The 19,929-nt window shown below is 64.6% G+C and carries 16 protein-coding genes and 1 pseudogene; 10 read left to right on the forward strand and 7 right to left on the reverse strand.

Annotation, left to right across the window (positions count from 1 at the left end; genetic code table 11):
- The first annotated feature begins 2 nt into the window (after positions 1-2).
- From OKW37_RS17425 to OKW37_RS17435, 3 genes are read left to right on the forward strand one after another with little or no spacing between them, the layout of a single operon-like run.
- The gene (locus OKW37_RS17425) at positions 3-572 is read left to right on the forward strand and encodes a DUF2069 domain-containing protein (protein WP_429355848.1); all 570 of its coding nucleotides are present in this window, start codon (positions 3-5) and stop codon (positions 570-572) included.
- A 32-nt stretch (positions 573-604) separates the two neighbouring features.
- The gene (locus OKW37_RS17430) at positions 605-2,023 is read left to right on the forward strand and encodes an FAD-binding oxidoreductase (protein WP_429405037.1); all 1,419 of its coding nucleotides are present in this window, start codon (positions 605-607) and stop codon (positions 2,021-2,023) included.
- A gap of 52 nt (positions 2,024-2,075) precedes the next feature.
- Positions 2,076-2,882: a metallophosphoesterase gene (locus OKW37_RS17435; protein ID WP_184021786.1), complete on the forward strand. Its 807-nt coding sequence runs from the start codon at positions 2,076-2,078 to the stop codon at positions 2,880-2,882.
- 53 nt (positions 2,883-2,935) lie between these two features.
- On the opposite strand, the gene OKW37_RS17440 is transcribed toward OKW37_RS17435, so the two are convergent.
- Positions 2,936-3,088: a hypothetical protein gene (locus tag OKW37_RS17440; RefSeq protein ID WP_167544144.1), complete on the reverse strand. Its 153-nt coding sequence runs from the start codon at positions 3,086-3,088 to the stop codon at positions 2,936-2,938.
- A gap of 212 nt (positions 3,089-3,300) precedes the next feature.
- Positions 3,301-4,239 carry a LysR family transcriptional regulator gene (locus OKW37_RS17445; protein ID WP_429405035.1) on the reverse strand — a complete coding sequence of 313 codons (939 nt, stop codon included), beginning with the start codon at positions 4,237-4,239 and terminating at the stop codon, positions 3,301-3,303.
- A 156-nt stretch (positions 4,240-4,395) separates the two neighbouring features.
- On the opposite strand from OKW37_RS17445, the gene OKW37_RS17450 reads away from it, so the two are divergent.
- From OKW37_RS17450 to OKW37_RS17465, 4 genes are read left to right on the forward strand one after another with little or no spacing between them, the layout of a single operon-like run.
- The gene (locus OKW37_RS17450) at positions 4,396-6,030 is read left to right on the forward strand and encodes an efflux transporter outer membrane subunit (protein ID WP_429405033.1); all 1,635 of its coding nucleotides are present in this window, start codon (positions 4,396-4,398) and stop codon (positions 6,028-6,030) included.
- 8 nt (positions 6,031-6,038) lie between these two features.
- Positions 6,039-8,258, forward strand: coding sequence for an FUSC family protein (locus OKW37_RS17455; RefSeq protein ID WP_429405031.1), 2,220 nt, complete (start codon positions 6,039-6,041; stop codon positions 8,256-8,258).
- Positions 8,248-8,448, forward strand: a complete 201-nt coding sequence (locus OKW37_RS17460; RefSeq protein WP_018421177.1) for a DUF1656 domain-containing protein — start codon at positions 8,248-8,250, stop codon at positions 8,446-8,448. The genes OKW37_RS17455 and OKW37_RS17460 overlap by 11 nt, the downstream gene beginning before the upstream one ends.
- 13 nt (positions 8,449-8,461) lie before the next feature.
- Entirely contained in the window at positions 8,462-9,355 is an 894-nt protein-coding gene (locus tag OKW37_RS17465; RefSeq protein WP_184021775.1) for an efflux RND transporter periplasmic adaptor subunit, read from the forward strand.
- A gap of 261 nt (positions 9,356-9,616) precedes the next feature.
- Here the strand turns inward: OKW37_RS17465 and OKW37_RS17470 are convergent, their stop codons facing one another.
- From OKW37_RS17470 to OKW37_RS17480, 3 genes are all read right to left on the reverse strand, one after another.
- Positions 9,617-10,231 (reverse strand): ankyrin repeat domain-containing protein, encoded by a 615-nt coding sequence (locus OKW37_RS17470; protein WP_429405029.1) that lies wholly within the window; start codon positions 10,229-10,231, stop codon positions 9,617-9,619.
- A gap of 302 nt (positions 10,232-10,533) precedes the next feature.
- Positions 10,534-11,349: an ankyrin repeat domain-containing protein gene (locus tag OKW37_RS17475; protein ID WP_429405027.1), complete on the reverse strand. Its 816-nt coding sequence runs from the start codon at positions 11,347-11,349 to the stop codon at positions 10,534-10,536.
- Between the two features lie 14 nt (positions 11,350-11,363).
- Positions 11,364-12,680, reverse strand: coding sequence for a hypothetical protein (locus OKW37_RS17480; protein WP_429405025.1), 1,317 nt, complete (start codon positions 12,678-12,680; stop codon positions 11,364-11,366).
- 115 nt (positions 12,681-12,795) lie between these two features.
- Between OKW37_RS17480 and OKW37_RS17485 the strand changes: the two are divergent.
- A pseudogene (locus OKW37_RS17485) lies at positions 12,796-13,197 on the forward strand (HlyD family efflux transporter periplasmic adaptor subunit); the annotation flags it as partial.
- Between the two features lie 15 nt (positions 13,198-13,212).
- Here OKW37_RS17485 and OKW37_RS17490 read toward each other — a convergent pair.
- The gene (locus tag OKW37_RS17490; protein ID WP_429405023.1) at positions 13,213-14,814 is read right to left on the reverse strand and encodes a methyl-accepting chemotaxis protein; all 1,602 of its coding nucleotides are present in this window, start codon (positions 14,812-14,814) and stop codon (positions 13,213-13,215) included.
- Between the two features lie 482 nt (positions 14,815-15,296).
- Between OKW37_RS17490 and OKW37_RS17495 the strand changes: the two genes are divergently transcribed.
- Entirely contained in the window at positions 15,297-16,562 is a 1,266-nt protein-coding gene (locus OKW37_RS17495; RefSeq protein WP_429355856.1) for an MFS transporter, read from the forward strand.
- Positions 16,563-17,356: 794 nt separating this feature from the next.
- Here OKW37_RS17495 and OKW37_RS17500 read toward each other — a convergent pair.
- The gene (locus tag OKW37_RS17500; protein WP_184063607.1) at positions 17,357-17,599 is read right to left on the reverse strand and encodes a hypothetical protein; all 243 of its coding nucleotides are present in this window, start codon (positions 17,597-17,599) and stop codon (positions 17,357-17,359) included.
- Between the two features lie 384 nt (positions 17,600-17,983).
- Here OKW37_RS17500 and OKW37_RS17505 point away from each other — a divergent pair, with 384 nt between their 5' ends.
- Positions 17,984-19,888, forward strand: coding sequence for a propionate--CoA ligase (locus OKW37_RS17505; RefSeq protein ID WP_429405020.1), 1,905 nt, complete (start codon positions 17,984-17,986; stop codon positions 19,886-19,888).
- The last annotated feature ends 41 nt before the right edge of the window (positions 19,889-19,929 follow it).

The raw sequence follows: 19,929 nt of genomic DNA on the forward strand, positions 1-19,929 counted from the left end.
CCGTGAACGAACCGGATCCGCAACCCACCGAACGCGACGACGCCCGTCGTGACGCGGGTGGCGCTGAACTCGCGGCCACGAACTCCGGGGGCCACGCGAACGCGGCGCCCGCAAGCCTCGCGGCCAACGCGTCGGCATCTACGACCGTCGTGCCCGTGCAACCCAAAGCTGCCGCCGCGCTCGTCGCCGCTTTCACACTGGTCTCGATGATCGTGCTTGCCGTCGCATGGGAATGGTGGCTCGCGCCGTTGCGCTCTGGCGGCTCGCTGCTCGTGCTGAAAGCGTTGCCGCTACTCTGCGCGTTGCCGGGCGTGTGGCGACGTCGGCTTTACACGATGCAATGGGCGTCGATGCTGATCCTGCTGTATTTCGCCGAAGGCGTCGTGCGTGGCTGGAGCGATCATGGCTTGAGCGCGCGGCTCGGCTGGCTTCAAGCGGCGCTCGCCATGATCTTCTTCACCTGCGCACTCGCGTATGTCGGACCGTTCAAGCGCGCGGCGAAACGAGCTGCGAAACAGGCTGCAAAGCAGGCTGCACAGCAAGCCGCCAGCGAACCGACCCCGCCCGCCTGACGCCCAGGCCCCAACACCGTCAACCGATCCACATGACCCACACCGCTTTTCTCGCCGCCTGCCGCGACGCCATCGGCGCGACTTACGTACTGACCGATCCGCACGACACGGCTCCCTTTCTGACCGACTGGCGCCGCCGCTACACCGGCGCGGCCTGCGCGGTGCTGTGCCCGGCCACGTCCGCGGAAGCCGCCGCGCTCGTCAGGCACGCGGTCGAACATTGCGTCGCGCTGGTGCCGCAGGGCGGCAACACCGGCCTCGCGGGCGGCGCGACACCCGACGCGAGCGGCGCGCAGGCGGTCATCAGCCTGCGCCGCCTGAATCGCGTGCGCGACATCGATCCGCACAACAACACGATCACGGTCGAAGCCGGCGTGATCCTCGCCGACGTGCAGAAGCACGCCGAAGCGGCCGGGCGTCTGTTTGCGCTGAGCCTCGCCGCCGAAGGCAGCTGCACGATCGGCGGCAATCTGTCGACCAATGCGGGCGGCACCGGCGTGCTGCGCTATGGCAACTCGCGCGAGCTATGCCTCGGCCTCGAAGTGGTGACGCCGCAAGGCGAACTGTGGGACGGCTTGCGCGGGCTGCGCAAGGACAACACCGGCTACGATCTGCGGGACCTGTTCATCGGCGCGGAAGGCACGCTCGGCCTGATCACCGCGGCGGTGCTCAAGCTGCATCCGCAGCCGGCCGCGCGCGTCACCGCGCTCGCCGCGCTCGCATCGCCGCATGCGGCGCTCGATTTTCTCGCGCTCACGCAACGCGTCGCCGGGCCGCTCCTGACCGGCTTCGAACTGATGTCGGATTTCTGCCTGCGCCTCGTCGGCCGGCATTTCGACCAGATGCGTTATCCGTTCGCCGAACCGCATGCGCAGGTCGTGCTGCTCGAACTGTCGGACAGCGAAAGCGAAGTGCACGCGCGCACGCTGTTCGAGGGGCTGATGGAAACCGCGCTCGAACAAGGTCTCGTGGAAGACGCCGTGGTGGCGGAAAACCTCGCGCAGTCTCGCGCGTTCTGGAATCTGCGCGAGCACATTCCGCTCGCCCAGGCCGAGGAGGGCCTGAACATCAAGCACGACATCGCGGTGCCGATTTCACGCATCGGCCACTTCATCGAAACGACCGATGCGGCAATCGCGCAAGCCGCGCCGGGCGCGCGCATGGTCACGTTCGGCCATCTCGGCGACGGCAATCTGCACTACAACGTGCAGGCGCCCGAGGGCGTCGATGCGAAGGCGTTTCTGCGGCAGTACCAGAGCCCGATCAACCGGATCGTCTACGACAGCGTCGATGCGCATCGCGGCAGCATCAGCGCGGAACACGGACTCGGCCAGTTGAAGATCGACGAAGCCGCCCGCTACAAGCAGGACGTCGAGGTGCGGATGATGCGCGCGATCAAGCAGGCGCTCGATCCGTTGAACCTGATGAATCCGGGCAAGGTGCTACGCTAATATCTGAAGCCTGCGCGATCCGGCGCGCAGGCGTTTTGCAGGAGTCGCGTCCGTGAAGATTCGCGTGCTGTCCGATCTGCATCTGGAAAACGACGAGCCTGAACTGATCCCGCATGCGCAGGCGGATCTCGTGGTGCTGGCGGGCGACATCCACAATCATGCGGCCGGCCCGCGCTGGGCCGCGCAGGCGTTCGACGACGCGGTGCCGGTCGTCTACGTGCCGGGCAATCACGAGTACTACGACGGTGAATTCGGCGCGCTGGAGAGCGCGATGCTCGACGCGGCCGCGCAGGTCGACAACGTGCATGTGCTGAACAACGCCGCGCTGGTCGACAGCCAGGGCCGCTGGCGCGTGCTCGGCACGACGTTGTGGACCGACTTCGCGCTGTACGGCGCGACACCGGATGCAATCGAGGAATCGATCGTCGCCGCGCGCCGGGTCATGCTCGACTATCGCGGGCTGATCCAGATGAACTGGCCGCACGACCCGCGCGACGCCGCGCGCGACTTCACGCCCGCCGATTCGCTCGCGCTGCACCAGCATGCGCGCGCGTGGCTCGAAAGCGAGCTTGCCAAACCGTTCGCCGGCCAAACGATCGTGGTCACTCATCACGCGCCGCATCGGCTGAGCCTGGCCGGGCGTTTTGCCGAAGACCGCGTGTCGGCGGGCTTCGTCAACCATCTGCCCGAGCTCGTGCGCGCGCCTGTCGCGTTGTGGATTCATGGCCACACGCATACGTCGTTCGACTACGTGGTGGACGGCACCCGCGTCGTGTGCAATCCGCGCGGCTATTTCGACCGGCGCACGCGCCAGTGGGAAAATCCGCTGTTTGCGTGGGACAAGGTCGTCGAGATCTAGCGGGTGCGGGCCTCTTGCATCAGATCAACCCGCCGCCGCTCACCGCTCACCGCTCACCGCTCGCGCCGCGGCGCATCCTGTGACTCGACCTCGACCGGCACGAGCTGCGGCTGCTGTTCGCGCATGCGGCGCAGCAGATCGCGCGAGGCGGCGACGCCGATCAGTCCAAACATGACGGCCAAGCCGATCATCAGGTGCGTATCCATGGATGTGTCGTCCTTCAGTGGTTACGAGGCGCCGAACGGCGGCGAATCCAGCGCGTCCGCCCAGAGCGGCGACGCGTGAACGACACGTTAACAAATCGACTGCGCGGCAGAAGTAAAGAAATGTTGCGGCGCGGCGCGTGTGTAACAGGCTGTCACTCCGCGTGCCGCACTCCGCGTGCCGCTCGAACGTCAATGCATGACAAGCAGATCGGTCAGGTCCGCGCGAACTGCCGCAACTCCTCCTGATCCGCCGCCAGCGTCGAAGGCAACTCGTCGCGCAGGAATTCGACCCACGTGCGGATCTTCGCATCGAGATACTGCCGCGACGGATACAGCGCATACAGATTCATCTGCTGCGACGTGTACCCGGGCATCAGCCACACCAGTTCGCCGCTGCGCAAACGGCTGATCGCCGAGTAGATCGGAATCAGCGCTACGCCCATGCCCTGGGCGACGGCCACGACCATCGCCTCGGCCACGTTCACCTGAAACGTCGCCGCGCCGAGCGAGACCACTTCCTCGCCGTTCGGGCCGTCGAAGGTCCATTTGTCCGGCGGATTCACCGGCGTCACCATCTGCAGGCAGACGTGCTGCGCGAGGTCCGCAGGCGTTTGCGGCACGCCGCGCCGTTCGAGGTACGCCGGCGACGCGCACGCAATGCTGAACGCGCTGCCAAGGCGCTGCGACACGAGCCCCGAATCCGGCAGGCCGGTCGCGAGCGTCAGCGACACGTCGAAGCCTTCGTCGAGCAGATCGGGCATGCGCTGCGCGAGCGTCAGTTCGATATGCACGTCCGGGTAGCGCTGCTGGTAACGGCCTACGGCCGGCACCACGTAGTGCTGGCCGAAGCTCGTCATCGCGTGAACCTTCAGCTTGCCGGACGGACGCGCGTGCGCGTCGCTCGCCTCGGCCTCCGCCTGATCCACGTACGCGAGAATCTGCTCGCAGCGCTGCAGATAGCGCTCGCCAGCTTCGGTCAGCGCGATGCGGCGCGTGGTCCGGTTCAAAAGCCGTGTGCGCAGATGCGCTTCCAGATCGGAAACCGCGCGCGACGCGTAGGCCGTCGTCGTATTCAGATGCTGTGCGGCGCCCGTGAAGCTGCCCGCTTCGACGACGCGGACGAAAACGCGCATGTTTTGAAGCGTGTCCATACCTATCCTCAGAAATCGGCATCGATTGTTACACGATCAGCAATGGCGATTGTCTCATGTCTGGTAAAAATGCCTTGCATCTTTACCGGTTATTCCGCAATCGATCAAAAAAATATAATTGCGCACAAGCTTCTATAGTCAAATTTGGAGGAAATCGTGCAGTCTCCGGTACTCAAAGGGATCGCCGCGGCCGCGGTTCTTACGATCCTATTAACAATCGCCGGATGCGCAAGTACCGGAGGCGTCGCGCCGCAAACGCACACGATCAATCCTGCGTCGCTCGATGCGGGCAACGCAATCCGCGCCGCCAACGCCGACGCGCAGTGGCCCGCCGCCGACTGGTGGCGTGCCTATGACGATCCGCAGCTGGACCGGTGGATCGCGGACGCGCAAGCCGGCAATCCCAGTCTCGCGGTCGCCCAGGCGCGCGTGCGTGAGGCGGCGTCGATGGCCGGCGTCGCGCGCGCGGCGCTCGCGCCGCAAGTCAACGGCAGCCTGTCGATCCAGCGCCAGCAGTGGGCCGACAACGTGTTCTACGGCCCGGGCCCGCTCGCCGGCGAGCAGTCGTGGAACAACACCGGCACGCTCGGCCTCGCCTATCACCTCGACTTCTGGGGCAAGGACAAGAACGCCGCCGAGCGCGCGCTCGACCTCGCGCACGCCAGCGCCGCCGACGCGCGCGCCGCGCAGCTCGAACTGCAGGCGAACGTCGTGCGCACCTATATCGAGATGTCGCTGAACTACGCGTTGCTCGACATCGCGAAGGCCACGCTGCAGCAACAGCAGCAGATCGTCGACCTCGCGAACCGGCGCCTGAAGGGCGGCATCGGCACGCAGCTCGAAGTGAGCCAGGCCGAGACGCCGATGCCCGAGTACGAGCGCCAGATCGACGCGATCGAGGAGAAGATCGCGCTCGGCCGCAATCAGTTGGCCGCGCTCGCGGGCAAGGGTCCGGGCGCCGGCGACGCGATCCAGCGCCCGGCGCTGTCGCTCGCCGCGCCCGCCGGCCTGCCGGCCGCGCTGCCCGCGGATCTGATCGGCCACCGGCCGGACGTGGTCGCGGCACGCTGGACGGTCGCCGCGCAGGCGCGCGGCATCGACGTCGCCAAGGCCGGGTTCTATCCGGACATCAACCTGCTCGCGTCGATCGGCGGCTATGCGGCGATGGGGCCGCTGTTCCAGTTTCTGAAGAGTCCGTCGCATAGCTGGAGCGTGGGTCCCGCGCTGACGCTGCCGATCTTCGACGGCGGCCGGCTGCGCTCGCAGCTCGGCGCGGCGTCGGCGGGCTACGACGAGGCCATCGAGCGCTACAACCAGTCGATCGTGGGCGCGCTGAAGGACATCTCCGACCAGGTGATCCGCATCCGTTCGCTGACCACCCAGGCCGACGACGCCGACCGCTCGGTCGCCGCCGCGCGCAGGAACTACGAGCTGTCGCGCGAAGGCTACCGGCGCGGCTTGACCGACTATCTGAACGTGCTGGTCGCGCAAAACCAGTTGCTGCGCGCGCAGGAAGGTGTCGCCAAAGTGCAGGCCGAGCGGCTCGGCGCGCATGCGTCGTTGATGACGGCGCTCGGCGGCGGTCTCGACGATCCGGCCAACGGTCCGCGGGATAACGAAACGTTGCCGGCGCATGGCAAGGGCAGCGGCGAAAGCAAGAGCGGCGCGGCGAGTAGCGACACGGCAACAGCGGATGCGGATGCGGATGCCAACGCCAACGCCAGGACCAACGCAGCCATCACCGCCGCCACCACCGCCTCGCGCGCCCCGAACGCGCCCGCGTCCGAGTAAGGAAGGCCATGTCCTCCTCGCCCTCCCCGTCGAGCGCGCGCCCCGCCTCGTTCGCCGCGCTCTACGAAGCCGCCGCCCACTGGGCGCGCACCGACGGCCTCGTATGGATCTATCTGTTCAAGTCGCTCGCCGCGTGCTTCCTCGCGCTCGGCATCGCGATGAAGCTCGATCTGCCGCAGCCGCGCACCGCGATGACCACCGTGTTCATCGTGATGCAGCCGCAAAGCGGCGCAGTGTTCGCGAAGAGCTTCTATCGGATCTGCGGCACGCTGGTCGGTCTCGTCGTGATGCTCGCGCTGATCGGACTGTTCGCGCAGCAGCCGGAGCTGTTCCTCGGCACGACCGCGATCTGGGTCGGCATCTGCACCGCCGGCGCCGCGCGCAATCGCAACTTCCGTTCGTACGGCTTCGTGCTGGCGGGCTACACGGCCGCGCTGATCGGCATCCCCGCTTCGCAGCATCCGGACGGCGCGTTCCTGAGCGCGCTCACGCGGGTCGCGGAAGTGGTGATCGGCATCATCTGCGCGGGTGCGGTCAGCGGCCTCGTGTTTCCGCAGTTCGCCGGCCTGCAGATGCGCAGCACCGTGCGTGCGCGCTTCTCCGCGTTCGTCGAGTACGTGTCGGCGTCGCTTGCCGGGCGCAACGACCGCGCGCAGATCGAGGCGACCAATGCGCGCTTCGTCGCCGACATCGTCGGCTTCGAGGCCGCGCGCAGCATCGCCGTGTTCGAAGGCCCCGATTCGCGGATGCGCGGCGGGCGCCTCGCGCGTCTGAACAGCGAGTTCATGACCGCGTCGACGCGCTTTCACGCGCTGCATCAGCTGATGAACCGTCTGCGCGACAGCGGCACGCACGGCGCGGCGATCGCGATCGCCGCGCTCGAACCGTACTTCAAGGAGATCGCGCCGTTGCTCGCGAAGTCGGGCGAGCCGGTGCTGAGCGCGGCCGACGCCGCGCACGCCGCGGCCCAGCTCGACACCTACAGGAGCGAGTTGCCCAAACGCGTGCGCGCGACGCGCGACGAGCTCGAAACGCACCCCGACGCGCCGTTGCTCGATTTCGACACGGGCGCCGAGCTACTGTACCGCTTCATCGACGACCTGCATGCGTACGCGGCGACCTACGCGTCGCTCGCCGTCGACAGGCACGCGCGCGAACGCTGGATCGAGCGCTACGAGCCGAAAACCAACGCGATCGCGGCCGGCGTCGCGGGCCTGCGCGCGGCCATCGTGATGATGGTGCTCGGGGCGTTCTGGATCGCCACCGCGTGGCCGAGCGGCTCGACGTTGACGCTGGTCGCAGCGACCGTGTGCGCGCTCGCGTCGGCGTCGCCGGATCCGAAGCGCACCGCGTTCAAGATGGCCGGCGGCACGGTGCTCGCGACGCTGATGGGCATGATCGCGGTGTTCGGCGTGTATCCGCACATCGACGGCTTCGTGATGCTGTGCGTCGCGCTCACGCCGTTCCTGCTGCTCGGCGTGTTGATGACCACGCGTGCGACGCTCGCGGGCTACGGCGTCGGCTACTGCATCTTCTTCTGCTTCCTCGCCGGCCCCGACAACGTGATTCACTACGACCCGAGTGCGTTCATGAACGACGCGCTCGCGCTGGTGCTGTCGATGCTGGTGTCGTCGATCGCGTTCGCGGTGCTGCTGCCGCCGTCGACGCCGTGGCTGCGCAACCGTCTGCTCGTCGACCTGCGCCGCCAGGTGGTGCTGGCCGGCCGCGCGGGTCTGGCACGCGTGCGCTCGCGCTTCGAAAGCGGCGCGCGCGATCTGATGTTCCAGATCGACGCGCTGTCGCAGAACGAGCCCGAAACGAAGCGCGACACGCTGCGCTGGCTGTTTTCGGTGTTGGAGGTCGGCAACGCGGTGATCGACCTGCGCCGCGAAATCGCGACGCTGCCCAACGAGCCGCGCTACCACAAAGCGGCACCGTGGCGCGTCGCGCTGCGCGCGCTGCGCGATGCGCTCGCGGCGCTGTTCGAGCGGCCGCGGCAGCAGCACTTCGCGCGCGCGCTCGCGGCGACCGCCGATGCGATCGCGCAAGTGCAGCAGCTGATGGCCGGCTTCACGCCATCGCGTGAAGAACGCCATCAGCTGCTGCGCATCCTCAGTCAACTGCATTTCATCCGTACCGCGCTGCTCGATCCGCAGTCGCCGCTTGCCTTGGCGATCGGCGCGCGCGCGGACGCATCAGAAGAAAAAGGAGTTCCTCATGCCGCGTGATATCGCCGTGCTCGATGCCTATGTGCCGGCCATTGTGCTGCTGTTCATCGCGGGCGCCGCGCTGACCTGGCTCGTCGATCGCGTGATCGCCTATACGGGCCTCTATCGCGTGGTGTGGCACCCCTCCCTGTTCCGGGCCAGCTTGCTCGTGTCCGTGTGCGGCCTTCTCGGCCTCGCCGTTTATCGTTGATCAGAGTCGAAACATGACCATCCGAAATCTTGTGGGCTTCATCGCGACAGCCGTCATTTTCATCGTCGCGATCGTGATTGGCCGCGTGCTGTGGGTCCATTACATGGACGAACCGTGGACCCGCGACGGCCGCGTGCGCGCCGAGATCGTCAACGTCGCGCCGGACGTGTCGGGCGCGATCGTCGATCTGCCGGTCAAGGACAACCAGTTGGTGAAGAAGGGCGACCTGCTGATGCAGATCGACCCGTCGCATTACCAGATCGCGGTCGAGCAGGCGCAGGCCGCCGTTGCCGCGCGCAAAGCCGAGTTGCAGATGAAGCGCGACGACGCGCAACGGCGTGCCGACATGGATTCGCAGGTGGTGTCGAAGGAAAGCCGCGAAAACGCGACGCATACCGCGTCCGCCGCCGATGCCGCCTATCAGCAGGCACTCGCCGCGCTCGACGCCGCGAAGCTGAACCTCGAGCGCACGCGCGTGGTGTCGCCGGTCGACGGCTACGTGACGAACCTGTCCGTGTTCCGCGGCGACTATGCGAGCGCGGGCGCGGCGAAGCTCGCGATCGTCGATAGTCACTCGTTCTGGGTGTATGGCTACTTCGAGGAAACCAAGCTGCCGCACGTGCGCGTCGGCGATCAGGCCGAAGTGCGGCTGATGAGCGGCGGCACGCTGCAAGGCCACGTGGAGAGCATCTCGCGCGGCATCTACGACCGCGACAATCCGCAAAGCCACGAGCTGCTCGCGGACGTGAATCCGACCTTCAACTGGGTGCGCCTCGCGCAGCGCGTGCCGGTGCGCGTGCGGATCGACTCGGTGCCGCCCGACGTGATGCTGGCGGCGGGCACGACCTGCACGGTGGTGGTGCGGCCGGGGACGGGCTCCGGCTCCTCGTCGGCCAACGCGAGCTGACGCCCGCGCCGCCTTTTATAGCCTGAACTGCCCCACCATCGCCTTCAGCCCGCGCGCCTGATCGTCGAGCGAGCGGGCCGCGGCGGTGGCCTCCTCCACCAGCGCGGCGTTCTGCTGCGTGCCCGGAGCCTATGCGCCTTTTCGTGTGCGAGTCGGTTTAAAAAATCCTACCCCCTCGCCAGCGTGAAGCGCTCGCCAAACAGGATGACAAACTGGTTCATTGCGGACTTCCAGTCGAAGGTTGCCCTTTCGGTCTCTGTGTCAAGGCAGCGGATGCTTGCTGTCATCGAGCCGTCGCGGAGGATTGGCTCCCCAACGTGCTTTTATCTGTTCCGGAGTCTCCGGAGGCCATTTCACGCCCATCTTGATGATGCGGTCCCGAATCTCGATTAGCTTTTTGTAGGTCGGGGAATTGGGCGCGAAGGTATTAATGTCATCCCATATCCCTAGTGGGAATGACTCGCCATTAATGTTGTAGGTGTTGGGGTTTGCCCCATGGTCCAGCAAGTAGTCAATTTGATCTAGCGCGCGATTTGCCAGCGCTTGATACAGCACTGAATTACGTAACGAATCGCGCCGGTTCACATCCGCGCCACGTTCCACCAGCAGCCTGAGCGAACCAGATGTCGACTCTCTTGCAACAAAGAAAATGATGGGTCTGCGGCCCTCGATCATGGTGTTGGGGTCAACCCCACCGTCCAGCATCGCGCGCAGGAATTCCGGATGGGAGCTGTTGAGCATGACCCCGAGGGGGCTGCCATAATCCGGTACTTCCTGCAAGGAATCGGCCCCGGCCCTCACCACCTCCGACGCAACCGCAAGCCGGTGCGGGTCGCGCTGCAACGCCTCCTGAAAGGCAAAAAACAGCATCGTCATGTTCTTGCGCCCAGGCGTCTTCAGGTCTGTCTTCGGGGCCAGTCGCCGGACCTGCTCCATATCACCTCGCTCGATGGCCTGCGCCAGTTCGAGTTGCGGGTCGCTAAAAAAAATCAGTGGCGGGAAATTTTTTCATTGCATGAACCACAGGGGATAGCGCCAGTAACAGCACCGGCACGATAAGAATTCGGCTGAGTGTTTTCATCGCTTCTTGCCTGAAAAACAAAACCCCACGCTCCGAAAAACGTGGGGTTGGTCAGCAGTCTGAGGGCTACCCGGATGTAGCACTTTCGGTCTCGGCTTCAAGGCAGCGGAAGCTTGCTGTCATCGAGCCGTCGCGGAGGATTGGCTCCCCAACGTGCTTTTATCTGTTCCGGAGTCTCCGGAGGCCATTTCACGCCCATCCTGATGATGCGGTCTCGGATTTCGACCAGTTTGACACCTGATTCAGAGGTGGAGCCTATATGTTCTATCTGCGATTCCAATTGTCTTGGGAATGAGATTCCATTGATGTTGTAAGTGTTGGGGTTGGCTCCGTGATCGAGAAGGTAATTGACTGCCCCGGTGTCGTAGCCAGTTAGCGCTTCGTAGAGAGATGTGTTGCGCAATGAATCGCGCCGGTTCACATCCGCGCCACGCTCCACCAGCAACTTGAGCGAGCCCAATTTACGATCGCTTGCAACATCAAAAATTATCGGGGTGCCTTCTGATATCAAATTTGGATCAACACCGCCGTCCAGCATCGCACGCAGGAATTCCGGGTGCGAGCTGTTGAGCCCGACCCCGAGCGGATCGCCAAAATTCGGCACTTCCTGCAAGGGATCGGCTCCGGCCTTCACCACCTCCGACATAACCGCAAGCCGATGCGGGTCGCGCTGCAATGCCTCCTGAAACGCAAAAAACAGCATCGTCATGTTCTTGCGCCCGGGCGTGTTCAGGTCTGTCTCCGGTGCCAGTCGACGGACCTGCTCCATGTCGCCTCGCTCGATGGCCTGCGCCAGTTCGAGTTGCGGGCCGCTAAAAAAATCAGTGGCGGGAAATTTTTTCATTGCATGAACCACAGGGGATAGCGCCAGTAATAGCACCGGCACGATAAGGATGCGGCTGAGTATTTTCATCGCTTTCAGCCCCGTTATGACAATGTTTCGAGTACGGAGATGTCCTCCGCCTTCTGCTGCTCGATGCCGTCTATTGCCTGCCTGATGAAGTGCCGCGACACGGGCGAGCCGCTGCCGGGCAGCGGATAGGCAGTACCGGCTGCAGCGGGCAGCGGCGTCCACGTCTGTGCCACGGTCAGAATGTCGCCGTTCACATGGTACGCATTGATGTTCGATGGCGTGACCTGGCCGCCGTAGTGTTCGACCGTCTTCGGGTGCAGACCGGCGGCATTGAAGCTCCAGCAGTCCTTGCCGCTGGCGACGGATGCAGCCGAACACAGGCCGCCGCCCAGGGAGTGACCTGTTATGTCGATAGGTTCGGTAATCTCAGTTAGCTTGGTGCCACTCCTTACTGCCCGTGCGTAATATTCCGATTCGATATTCACGCTCTGGTTAACATTGTTCGACCAGTCGGGCAGGCTCGTCATTTCGGTTCCCTTGAAGGCAAGGGTGGGCTTCATATCGTTGCCGAAGACCGCCGCATCCGGTTCATACACCTGCGCTCCAAAATTGGAACCCTTGATTTTCAGGTCTTTCGGCTTTAAGCCATACCGATCCAGAAATTCCATATCCCCGCTGCGGTTCGCCCACCCTTCGGGCACCGGCCTGGACGGCTCGTAGACATGATCGGAGAGTCTGGCCTTCTCCACCGCGACATTGTTGCGGGCGAGCCGCTCAGCGGCTGTCCGCACGCGCCCTGACATGGCTGCATTGCCCGCCGCAATCAGCGCCTTGCGCGTCTGCCACCGCTGCGCCTTGGTCAGTGCCTGTGGTATCTCGATGCGCGGCGGTGTCGCCCGGGCTGCGCGCGCAGCGTCCAGCCGGGTTTGCCAGGTGGGCGGATCATACTGGACGGACAAAATGGGTTCGCCGTCCGGGTGACTACCTGTCCTCGCTACGGGATTCATTAACGGCGTGCTGCTGTACGGTGACGGAAACAGGCCATTACGCGGACCTTTAACGGCAAGCAGTTTGCCCCGGCGCACCTCTTCGAGCAGAGCAACGATGACCCGCCAGCCATCGGAGTCAGGATTCCGGTCCCGTACATCATGAAAAAACAGCCAGTGACTGTCGATGAGATTCTTGACCAGCTTCCGGTCCTCCTCCCACTTTCCGCGATTCAGTGTGGCGATAGCAAGAAATTCGCGGGTCTCCGCCCTGGCTCTCTGAAGGTCTGCGGCCTTGCCGAGGCACGCTTTATAGTGCCATTCGTCGCAGATGACGTACCAGGTACCCGGTGGCCGCTGGCAGAACAGCTCCACGGAGTGCATTTCAAATACGGACAGGGACATAGGTGTGTCGATGGTCTATCTGAAGTCGCTGCCAGGATTGACAGCAGTCAGATGATTACCGTGCGACAGGCAGTCCGTACATGGGCGACCGCCCAAAATCTCCACAGCTTCGATGAACCTGTCCGTGTTCCGCGGCGACTATCCGACGGCCGGCGCCGCGAAGCTCGCGATCGTCGACAGTCACTCGTTCTGGGTGTATGGCTACTTCGAGGAAACCAAGCTGCCGCACGTGCGCGTCGGCGATCAGGCCGAAGTGCGGCTGATGAGCGGCGGCACGCTGCAAGGCCACGTGGAGAGCATCTCGCGCGGCATCTACGACCGCGACAATCCGCAAAGCCACGAGCTGCTCGCGGACGTGAATCCGACCTTCAACTGGGTGCGCCTCGCGCAGCGCGTGCCGGTGCGCGTGCGGATCGACTCGGTGCCGCCCGACGTGATGCTGGCGGCGGGCACGACCTGCACGGTGGTGGTGCGGCCGGGGACGGGCTCCGGCTCCTCGTCGGCCAACGCGAGCTGACGCCCGCGCCGCCTTTTATAGCCTGAACTGCCCCACCATCGCCTTCAGCCCGCGCGCCTGATCGTCGAGCGAGCGGGCCGCGGCGGTGGCCTCCTCCACCAGCGCGGCGTTCTGCTGCGTGCCCGAGTCCATCTGCGTGACCGCGAGACTGATCGCCTCGATACCGACGCTCTGCTCGGACGACGCCGCCGAAATCTCGCCCATGATGTCGGTCACGCGCTTCACGGCCTTGACGACTTCGTCCATCGTCTGACCGGCGTCCGCGGCGAGCGTCGAGCCGTTGCCGACGCGCTCGACCGAAGTCTGGATCAAGCCCTTGATCTCCTTCGCGGCCGCCGCGCTGCGCTGCGCGAGATTGCGCACTTCCGCCGCGACGACCGAAAAGCCGCGCCCTTCCTCGCCCGCGCGCGCCGCCTCGACGGCCGCGTTCAGCGCGAGGATGTTGGTCTGAAACGCGATCCCCTCGATCACGCCGATGATGTCGCCGATGCTGCGCGCGCTGTCGTTGATGTCGTTCATCGTCGCCACCACGCGGCTCACGACCGCGCCGCCCTGCTCGGCGATCGCCGACGCGTTGTTCGCGAGCGTGCTCGCCTGCTTTGCGTTGTCGGCGTTCTGACGCACCGTCGAGGTCAGTTGCTCCATGCTGCTCGCGGTGCGCTCGAGCGCAAGCGCCTGCTGCTCGGTACGCTGCGACAGATCGAGGTTGCCCATCGAAATCTGCGCGGACGCGGTCGCGATCGCATCGGCGCTCGACGCGATGTCGGCAACCGTCGTCGCGAGTCCGCTTTGCATGTCGGACAGCGCGAACAGCATGCTCGCACGGTCCTTGCCGCCGAGCGCGATGCGATTCGACAGATCGCCCGCGGCGATGCGGCGCGCGATCTCCTTCGCGTACGCGGGCTCGCCGCCGAGCTGCGCGGTGAGGCGCCGCACGACCCACGCGGCGATGCCGACCGCGAGCACGATCAGTGCGAACGTCATCACCGCGATCATCACGAACGACGAGTGATAGATGAAACCGGACGCGTCGATCGTCGCCTTCGCGGCGGTGCCGCGCTGCGCGACGAGTTCGTCGACGAGCTTTTCGAGCTTGCCGGTTTCGACGAGCAGCGACACGTCCTGCGTGCCGACCTGCCAGTTCATCTGCGACAGATCGAGCGGCTGCGCTTTCACGAGCGTGACGAAGTCGCGCAGGTGACCGCTCCATGCCGCGACCGCCGCGGTGAACGCCTTCTGCGCGCCGACCGCCTTCGCGTCCGACTTATCGACGTACTGCTGGAGCGTGCCCAGCTGCTCGTTGAGACCCGCGAGGCCGCGCTCGATGTCGGCCCCGAGTTCGTCGCGCTCCTTCGCGGTGGTCGCGGTCAGCAGCATCTTTTGCGCGCGGCTCGCGCGCAGCATGTGGCCGCGCGCTTCCTCGGCGGCGCGGCTCGCGACGTGGCCCTGGTCGTAGATCGATTGCGCGGACGCGTTCAGCCGGCCGATCTGCAGCAGCGAAAACACGCCGATCAGCAGCGTGCCGGCGAGCAGAATCGCAAACGCGATCCGCAGCGTCGCCTTGACCGACAGGCCGTTGAACTTCGTTGCCGCTGCGCTGCGTGCCACTGCTTTCATAATCCCCGTCCCCACATGTCGACGCGCCGGACAGTCGGTTCCGGCATCACCACTTATCTCTCCGGGTCTACGGCAGCGCGCCCCGCGATCTTGAATTTCGCTTGTGCAGGCCGGGGCGGGTCGTGCGCCGCTTGCCGTTCCCGGTTCCATGTTCGACGCGCTGCTTCGTGAGCCGCGCAATCGCGAGCGCTTTATACCGTGGCCAAAAACTCGCCAAAAAAAGTTTCTTCAGGCAAAGAGCTGACGATTCGTCCTTTCACCGCCGAATGAAAAGTCATCCGCCCCCCTGTCCGATTCGCGACAAAACTTGTCCTTACAATTCGCTCCGGCCACATTAAACTTCGGCTAGATATTCAAAACGCCGGTTGCCGCGACGAAACGCCGCAGTGCTTCGCGGAACGCGCCTACGAGGCGTGCTGCCCGCACCGGTTTTCGGTGCCGATCTTTCATTCCACCGTTTTCCCGATCTTTTTTTCTAGCGTATGGAAACGAGCCTCGATAAAAGCGCCCTTGCCGGCGCATCCGCCACGGGGGCGAGCGCGTCCCCGGCCGCCGCTGCGCCGGCGGCCGCCAAGGTCCAGCGCACGGTGTATTCCGTGCTCGGTGCGATCAGCTTTTCGCACCTGCTCAACGACATGATCCAGTCGCTGATCCTCGCCATCTACCCGATGTTCAAGGACAACTTCTCGTTGTCGTTCGGGCAGATCGGTCTGATCACGCTGACCTACCAGATCACCGCGTCGCTGCTGCAGCCGCTCGTCGGCAGCTATACCGACAAACATCCGAAGCCGTACTCGCTGCCGGTCGGCATGGGCTTCACGCTGACCGGGCTGCTGCTGATGTCGGTCGCGCCGAACTTCGGCGTGCTGCTGGTCGCCGCGGCGCTGGTCGGCTGCGGGTCGTCGGTATTCCATCCGGAGTCGTCGCGAGTCGCGCGGATGGCCTCGGGTGGCCGTCACGGTCTCGCGCAGTCGTTGTTCCAGGTCGGCGGCAATGCGGGTTCATCGCTCGGGCCGCTGCTCGCCGCGCTGATCGTGATTCCGCACGGGCAACGCAGCATCGCGTGGTTCTCGGCGGCGGCGCTCGTCGCAATCGTCGTGCTCACGCAGATCGGCCGCTGGTACAAGCGTCATCCGTCGGTCAGGAAGGCGCGCGGCCAGGGCGCGCATGTGACGCTGCCGCGTAACAAGATCATCCTGGCGATGAGCGTGCTGGTGTTGCTGGTGTTCTCCAAGTACTTCTATCTCGCCAGCATCAATAGCTATTTCACGTTCTATCTGATCGACAGGTTCCATCTGTCGGTGCAGGCCGCGCAGATCCATCTGTTCGTGTTCCTCGCGGCGGTCGCAGCGGGTACGGTGATCGGCGGGCCGATCGGCGACAAGATCGGGCGCAAGTACGTGATCTGGGTGTCGATTCTTGGCGTCGCGCCTTTTACGCTGCTGTTGCCGTATGCGAATCTGTTCTGGACTAGTGTGCTGACGGTTGTTATTGGGGTGGTGCTCGCCTCGGCGTTCTCGGCGATTCTTGTTTATGCGCAGGAGTTGATCCCCGGGAAGGTTGGGATGGTGGCTGGGTTGTTCTTTGGATTTGCCTTTGGGCTTGGCGGCGTGGGCGCCGCGGTGCTTGGGGAACTCGCTGACGCTACCAGTATTGTGTTTGTTTATAAGGTTTGTTCGTTTTTGCCGTTGATTGGGGTGCTGACTGTTTTGTTGCCGGATGTTGAGGGGAAGCGGGTTAAAGGGTGAGCGCGTGCCGCGGGGTTGGGGCTTTTTCCTTATCGTGCGGTGTTGGCCTTTCCTTGCTGGCTTGTCGGTTTATTAGCGTTGCCCCCTGTGCGGGGCGGGGCTTTTCTCGTTGTTCTGGCTTTGTTGGCCTTTCCTTGTTGTCTTGTCGGTCTATTAGCGTTGCCCCTGTGCGGGGCGGCACCTACTTTCTTTGCTGCTGCAAAGAAAGTAGGCAAAGAAGACAGCTAAAACCGCAAACTCTTAAGCGGGTCCCCTGGCTTGGAAGGGGTAGTGGTGCATCTGGAATCCGTGCCCCCGCACATTCCGCCGTTCGTGACAAAGCCGTCATCCCTCCCACTCCGCACTACGTGCGTCGCGGACGGGTCTGCCAGGGAAACCAACGGCTTTGCCCGCGCAGCGGGGGCCCTCGGCTGTGCCTCGGCGTTGCGCCGAAACAACCAGTGGTTTTTGAACGGGGTTTCGGCGCGCGTAGCGCCGCCGGAAGAATGACCGCCTTGTCACTAGCGCGGAATGTGCGGGAGCACGGATTCCAGATGCACCACTACCTCATGCAGACCGAGGAACCCGCTTAGGAGTTGGCGGTTTGAGCTGTCTTCTTTGCCTACTTTCTTTGCAGCAGCAAAGAAAGTAGGTGCCGCCCCGCACAGGGGCAACGCTAATAGACCGACAAGACAACAAGGAAAGGCCAACAAAGCCAGAACAACGAAAAAAGCCCCGCCCCGCACAGGGGCAACGCCAATAGACCGATAAGTCAGCAAGGAAAGGCCAACACCGCAAAGAACACCACCCTCGCCTTAGCCCCGCATCCGCCTCCACAGCAAAAAACCCACCGCAATGACGATAACCGCAACACCGTCGACAACAGCCAGCACCGGCAAAGGATCGCTCCACTTGTCCATGTTCGTCGTGCGCGAATAATAGGGCTCGCCGCTTCCATACGCTTCGTCCAGGTTAATCACGTTAAACGCAGCAACCGCAACGACAAGGGCAAGCAGAACTACGCCAGCGAGAAAACGGGCGATGCTGGACTTGCGCATGTCAGTACCTGACCGTTAATGGAATGTAGCAATCTGGCGACGGCGTAGCCCCCTCCTTCAGGTCGCGCAGGCTGGAACGCCCGCTCTACCACGCTCATAAGCGTATCGATTGAACATGCAAGCCTCACCATCCTGGGGGAAAACGACCTGTCACGTTGATCGCCTCTACCCTACCTGGCGGTGCAGAAACAACAAATGGGCGACGGATGAAAATGACGAACAACGACTTTCTTCTGTTGCCCTTCGCCCTTACGGCGAACCCGCTTGCCCCCCCTCCCGCCCGTGGCTATGCTTGTGCGCATAACCAGCGCCGCACCGGGCGCGCAATTTGCGATTCCGTTTCATCCAACCCCGTCCACTCCCGCCGCACGAGGATCGCCGCCGATGACCCGCTACCGCGATTTCCACCGCCGCTCGATCGACCACCCCGAAGCCTTCTGGCGCGAAGAAGCCCGGCGCATTCACTGGCACACGCCATTCGGCACCGTGCTCGACCGCTCGAAGCCGCCGTTCGCGCGCTGGTTCGTCGGCGGTCGCACGAACCTCTGCCATAACGCGGTCGATCGGCATCTGGCCGAACGCGCGCAGCAGAACGCGCTCGTCTACGTATCGACCGAAACCGGCATCGAGCGGCACTACACGTATGCCGATCTGTACGCCGAAATCAACCGGATGGCCGCCGTCATGCGCTCGCTCGGCGTGAAGCGCGGCGACGTCGTGCTGATCTATCTGCCGATGATCCCCGAGGCGCTGTTCGCGATGCTCGCCTGCGCACGGCTCGGCGCGATCCACTCGGTCGTGTTCGGCGGCTTCGCGGCACCGAACCTCGCCGCGCGTATCGACGACGCGAAGCCCGTGCTGATCGTCACTGCCGACGCCGGCGCGCGCGGCGGCAAGGTGGTCGACTACACGCCGCTCGTCGACGAAGCGCTCGCGCGCGCCATGCACAAGACACCGCATGTGCTGCTGATCGACCGGCAGCTCGCGCCCGCGCGACTGAACGCACCCTACCTCGTCGCCTATGAGCCGCTGCGCGAACAGTTCTTCGACGCCCACGTCCCGTGCGAATGGCTCGAATCGAACGAGGCGTCGTACGTGCTGTACACGTCGGGCACGACCGGCAAACCGAAGGGCGTGCAGCGCGATGTCGGCGGCTATGCGGTCGCGCTCGCGGCATCGATGGAATACATCTTCGAGGGCAAACCCGGCGACACCATGTTCACCGCGTCCGACGTCGGCTGGGTGGTCGGCCACAGCTACATCGTGTACGCGCCGCTGATCGCGGGGCTGACCACCGTGATGTACGAAGGCACGCCGATTCGTCCGGACGGCGGCATCTGGTGGCGGCTCGTCGAACAGCACAAGATCAACCTGATGTTCACCGCGCCGACCGCGATACGCGTGCTGAAGAAGCAGGACCCGGCGCTGATGAAGGCAGCCGATCTGTCGAGCCTGCGCACGCTGTTTCTCGCCGGCGAACCACTCGACGAACCGACCGCCGAATGGATCTCCAACGCGTTGAACAAGCCGGTGATCGACAACTACTGGCAGACGGAAACCGGCTGGCCGATGCTCGCGATTCCGCGCGGCATCGAGGCGCTGCCGACCAAGCTCGGGTCGCCGGGCGTGCCCTCGATCGGCTATAGCCTGACCGTGCGCGACGAGCTGACCGGCGAGCCCTGCGCGCCCGGCGAGAAAGGCGTGCTGACGCTCGACTATCCGCTGCCGCCGGGCTGCATGTCGACGGTATGGGGCGACGACAAGCGCTTCGTCGGCACCTACTGGTCGAGCGTGCCGAACCAGCAGGTGTATTCGACGTTCGACTGGGGCGTGCAGGACGAGGACGGCTACGTGACGATCCTCGGCCGCACCGACGACGTCATCAACGTCGCGGGCCATCGCCTCGGCACGCGCGAGATCGAGGAGGCGCTGTCGAGCCATGCGGCTGTCGCGGAAGTCGCGGTGGTCGGTGTGACCGATCCGGTCAAGGGTCAGGCAGCGATGGCCTTCGTCGTGCTGCGCAGCGCGCAGGGAGAAGGCGACCCGAGCGAGCGCGCGCGGCTCGAAGCCGAGCTGGCGATGACGGTCGACCGCCATCTCGGCTCGATTGCGCGGCCCGCGCGCGTGGTGATGGTATCGATGCTGCCGAAGACGCGCTCCGGCAAGCTATTGCGCCGCGCTATCGCGGCGCTCGCCGAAGGGCGCGAGCCGGGCGATTTGCCGACGATCGAAGATCCGGCCGCGCTGCAGCAGGTGCGCGACGCGCTCGGCGACGGCAGGAAGAAATAAGCGGGCCGATCAGCGGACGAACAGGCGGACGAACAAGCGGG

This window comes from Paraburkholderia sp. MM5482-R2, from assembly GCF_050436125.1.
Lineage (GTDB): Bacteria > Pseudomonadota > Gammaproteobacteria > Burkholderiales > Burkholderiaceae > Paraburkholderia > Paraburkholderia tuberum.